This window comes from Lacticaseibacillus pantheris DSM 15945 = JCM 12539 = NBRC 106106 (genome assembly GCF_001311175.1).
GTDB lineage: Bacteria > Bacillota > Bacilli > Lactobacillales > Lactobacillaceae > Lacticaseibacillus > Lacticaseibacillus pantheris.
In genome coordinates, this window is sequence record NZ_BBAI01000068.1 from 1 (window position 1) to 4738 (window position 4738).

Annotated in this window: 4 protein-coding genes and 2 pseudogenes; all 6 read left to right on the plus strand. The window is 54.3% G+C overall.

From position 1 onward, the window contains the following. Nucleotides 1–260 precede the first annotated feature (260 nt). The 6 genes and pseudogenes from JCM12539_RS12225 (at nt 261) to recO (ending at nt 4551) form a co-directional block, all read left to right on the plus strand. Nucleotides 261–704 carry a GatB/YqeY domain-containing protein gene (locus JCM12539_RS12225; protein ID WP_054651802.1) on the plus strand — a complete coding sequence of 148 codons (444 nt, stop codon included), beginning with the start codon at nt 261–263 and terminating at the stop codon, nt 702–704. Between the two features lie 131 nt (nt 705–835). Beyond that, nucleotides 836–1882: a PhoH family protein gene (locus JCM12539_RS12230; RefSeq protein WP_082405530.1), complete on the plus strand. Its 1047-nt coding sequence runs from the start codon at nt 836–838 to the stop codon at nt 1880–1882. A 67-nt stretch (nt 1883–1949) separates the two neighbouring features. Continuing rightward, nucleotides 1950–2353, plus strand: a pseudogene (gene ybeY / locus JCM12539_RS12235) (rRNA maturation RNase YbeY). Between the two features lie 10 nt (nt 2354–2363). Beyond that, complete coding sequence (locus tag JCM12539_RS12240) at nt 2364–2774, plus strand: cytidine deaminase (protein WP_054651804.1); 411 nt, start codon at nt 2364–2366, stop codon at nt 2772–2774. Then, nucleotides 2767–3672: a GTPase Era gene (era, locus tag JCM12539_RS12245; protein WP_054651806.1), complete on the plus strand. Its 906-nt coding sequence runs from the start codon at nt 2767–2769 to the stop codon at nt 3670–3672. Before JCM12539_RS12240 ends, era begins: the two co-directional genes overlap by 8 nt. Nucleotides 3673–3787: 115 nt before the next feature. Then, a pseudogene (gene recO, locus JCM12539_RS12250) lies at nt 3788–4551 on the plus strand (DNA repair protein RecO). Nucleotides 4552–4738 lie beyond the last annotated feature (187 nt).

Here is a 4738-nt window from a genome sequence, read left to right on the forward strand (position 1 = left end):
AGCGCCCCACGTAAGCCGTAGTTCACCGGTCCGACCGACGCAGCCGTGAACCACTACCGTATCAGCCTACGGCGCAGGCACGTAAGCCGCAGTCCCCAAACCCACGCGCGTTCATAACCGCACACTATCGCCTAGCAGCCCCCACCGCAAGCTGCAGTAAATGCAACCTTGGTGACTGTACGCGAACAGTGTTAAAGTAGTCTTTGGTTAATAAACGCAGTGTGCTCTGCACTAAATATGTTTAAAGGATGGTTATGAAGATGGCTCTCAACGAAACGTTAATGGAAGACCTCAAAACGGCAATGAAGGCGCACGACAAGATTGCGCTGAACGTGGTGCGTTCACTTAAAAGCGCCTTGACTAACGCAAAGATTCAGGCTGGTCATGATTTGAGTGAAGACGAAGAGGTTGCAGTTTTATCCACGCAACTCAAGCAGCGTAAGGAATCCCTGGAAGAATTCACTAAGGGCGGTCGTCAGGACTTAGCTGATGAAACCAACCAGGAAATTACGATTGTACAGCGGTACTTGCCACAACCACTATCTGACGAAGAGGTGGGTGCCATTGTGGACGAGGCCATCAGCAGTACCGGCGCGACTAGCGCCAAGCAGTTCGGCCTGGTCATGAAGGCGGTAATGCCTAAGGTTAAGGGCAAGGCAGATGGAGCCGTTGTCAGCCGGTTAGTGAAGGAAAAGTTGAACTAACTAGTGGCGACGGTAAGCAGGGGTGTTGGCGAACAACCAGCACCTCTTTTGCATACTGGCAGTAAGTAGAACGGTTTGCGACACCGCTAACTGTGGTAAACTGGTGATAAACAATTTCAGGGGGCGTGTTCTTGGCAACGGACTCAGTTACGAAAACATTATCTATTGAGTCGGTCGATCAGATGATTAACCTGATTGGCGTAAACAACTCAAACCTTACCGTGATTCAGGAAGGCCTGAACGTGGACATGGCCGTGATTGGCCAGGACATCCGCATTACCGGGAGTAGTGCGGATACTAGCGCCGCTTATCAAGTGTCGACGGCGCTTTTGTCGTTGCAACAGCAGGGCATCCAGCCATCCGGACAGGACGTAGTCAGTGCGGTCAAAATGGCGCAGAAGGGCACCTTGGAGTACTTTGCGGATTTGTACACGGAATCGCTGATTAAGGACACCAAGGGCAAAGCTATCCGGGTCAAAACCTTTGGCCAGCGTCAGTACGTTGACGCCATCAAACACAATGCGGTCACGTTTGGTATCGGCCCTGCTGGTACTGGTAAAACCTTCCTGGCCGTCGTCATGGCCGTGGCAGCACTTAAAGCGGGTGAGGTCGAGCGCATCATCGTGACGCGACCGGCAGTTGAGGCGGGCGAAAATCTTGGTTTCCTACCCGGCGACCTCAAGGAAAAGGTCGACCCGTACCTGCGGCCTATTTATGACGCACTTCACGCCGTTCTGGGCACGGAGCACACCAACCGTTTGATGGAGCGCGGGGTCATTGAGATTGCTCCGCTAGCCTATATGCGTGGGCGCACGTTGGATTCCGCCTTTGCAATTCTGGATGAGGCGCAAAACACCACCCAAATGCAGATGAAGATGTTCCTCACGCGTTTGGGTTTTAATTCCAAGATGATTGTAAACGGTGATGTTTCGCAAATTGATTTACCCAGCAAGGGCCGCAGCGGTCTGATTCAGGCTGAGCAGATTTTGACGCGGGTTCCACACATCCGGTTTGTCCACTTTGGCACGGACGACGTGGTGCGCAACCCCGTAGTTGCCGATATCATCGCCGCCTATGACCGCGGTACCAACGGGCCGGGCAGTAAGCAGGCGGCCAAACAGGCAGAGCAGCGCGAAGACCGCAAAGATGCAGCGACAAAGAAACCGACCGATGAATAAGGAGACAGCATGGATCTAAGCTTTTTTTGATGAAGACCATTTATTAACTGATGAGGACGCAGCCCTTGTGCCGCGCTTGGTTGACTTTGCCGCGGAGCAATTACACTCGGCACCCGATACCGAAATGTCGATTACCATTGTCAGTGATGAGGAAATTCGCCGCATTAACCGTGAGTACCGCGATACGGACCGCGTAACCGACGTCATCAGCTTTGCGATTGAGGATGGTGATAAGGAACAGTTGAGCGGCTTTGAGGGATCCCGGAGAATATTGGCGACCTCTTCATCGCCCCCGGTAAGGTGCGCGAACAGGCGGCCGATTATGGGCACAGCTTCCAGCGTGAGCTCGGCTACACCGTCGTTCACGGATTCCTGCACCTAAATGGGTATGATCATATTCAGCCTGAGGACGAGGCGGTCATGATCCCGTTGCAGGAAAAGATTTTATCGGCCTTCGGCTTGGAACGGTAGAGGGAAATTGATGGATAAAACACAGATTGAACAGTTAGTGAATGAGGCTAAAGCAGCTCGCGAACACGCGTACACGCCATATTCACACTTTAATGTGGGGGCGGCCGTGGTCACCGACGACGGGCAACATTACCGTGGCGCCAACATCGAGAACGCGTCCTTCGGGTTGACCATGTGCGCCGAACGTAACGCCATCTTTGCGGCGGCCAGTGCGGGTGAGCGACATCTCGCCGCTATCGCGGTCATCGCCGACACGGAAACGGGCGTCTCGCCATGCGGGGCATGCCGCCAAGTCATGACGGAATTTGCCGACGCGGACACGCCAGTATTTCTCGCCAACCTGCAGGGTCGCATTGACACGACCACCGTGGGCGCATTGCTACCGGGTTACTTCACCAAGGGGGATATGGACCATGACTGAACACCATTCTGGATTTGTCGCAATTATTGGTCGGCCGAACGTGGGTAAATCCACCTTCATGAACCGAATCTTAGGTGAAAAGGTGGCCATCATGTCACCTAAGGCGCAAACCACGCGTAACAAGATCAACGGTATTTACACTGCGCCTGACGTACAGATTGTCTTCGTTGATACCCCCGGGATTCACAAGCCACAGAACGCGTTGGATGACTACATGGACCAGGCTGCATTATCGACGCTGAACCAGGTCGATGCCATTCTGTTCATGATTGCTGCTGACGAACAGCCAGGCAAAGGTGACCAGTGGATTATTGACCAGCTTGAACATGTCACTAAACCAGTTTACCTGCTGGTGAACAAAATTGACGCCGTGCACCCAGATGATCTGTTGCCGTTGATTGAGAAGTACAATGGTATGTACGACTTTGCCCAAGTGTTCCCCATCTCGGCGACCGAAGGCAATAACGTTGACGAGTTGCTGACCCAGTTAACCGCGGAACTGCCGGAGGGACCGCAGTATTATCCTGACGACGAATTAACTGACCACCCCGAATACTTTGTGGTGGGCGAACTGATTCGGGAAAAGATTTTGACTCTTGTCCACGACGAAGTTCCTCACGCTACGGCGGTGGTCGTTGAACGCATGAAGGATTACGAGGGTGGTAAGCTCCAAATTGAGGCTACCATCTTCGTAGAACGTTCCGGACAAAAGGGTATCATTATTGGCAAAGGTGGCGCGATGCTGAAACAAATCGGGATTAAGTCCCGGCAGGACATCGAGGCGCTACTGGGCGAACCGGTCAACCTGAAGTTGTGGGTTAAGGTCCAGAAGGATTGGCGCGACAATAACGCGTACCTGAAGACCCTAGGGTACAACAAAAAGGATTTACGTAATTAAGGAATGGTGACCGTGTTTACGCACGGTCGTCTAATGGTGTCTGATGTTGACCAGCATGTGCATGGTGAACTGGGCACCTTTTTCAACGGGCCAAGACTGAGAGGAGGGGTGGTCAATGCAAAGTGCACCGGAAAAATTTCGGGGTATTGTGATTAGTCGACAGGCATATCGCGAGTCCGACCTGTTGGTTAAGATACTGACGGACCGGTTTGGCACCAAAATGTTCATGTTTAACCGGGCGCGTAAACCTGGGTTCAAACTCGCCGCGGCTATTCTGCCTTCACCAGTGCCACCTACGAGGGTACCGTGCGGGCTGACGGCCTGTCGTTTATCCGGCAGGCGGCCGACCTCAGCGCCCATCCCCACATCAGCGCCGATATTGAAACGGACGCATATGCCACGTACATTTTGGCGCTCATCGACATGGCCTATCCCGACGGTGAGCCGATTCCGCAGTGGTTTGACTTTGCGGCCAGTGCGTTGCGGCGCATCGACGAGGGCGTAGACGCGGCCATCCTCACCAACATTGCGGAGGTGCAGTTACTGGCGGCGTTTGGCGTGGCACCACACTGGGAGGATTGCGTTGTTTGTCACCGGACGGACCTACCACTCGACTTTTCGGAAAAGTACGGTGGTTTGCTGTGTCGCGACCACTGGGAGCTAGACGGGCGCCGGTATCACGCCTCCGCAAAGGCCATCTACCTACTCCGGCTGTTTGCCACGGTACCGTTATCGCGGCTGGGCCAGGTAAACGTGGCGCCAACCACGCGGCGAGAATTACGGGTGCTGCTGGACCGCATCTACGACGACATGGTGGGCGCCACGCCGCGGGCGAAGCGCTTCATCGACCAAATGGGGCAATGGCAGCAACATTTGTAAGCGGAGCTGACCGATCGGACGGTGCGATTGTGCCCGTTGTTGGCGTAGTGGAGTCAGACCGCGTCGGACGGACCGGTGAGCGGAGGCGTGTGGGGTCGGAATGGTAACCACGGCCGGGGTGAAACGTTCTTATGGCTTTAGCCATTAGAACGCGACGAATCTCGAGACTGACCGGCGGTTTTCCGGG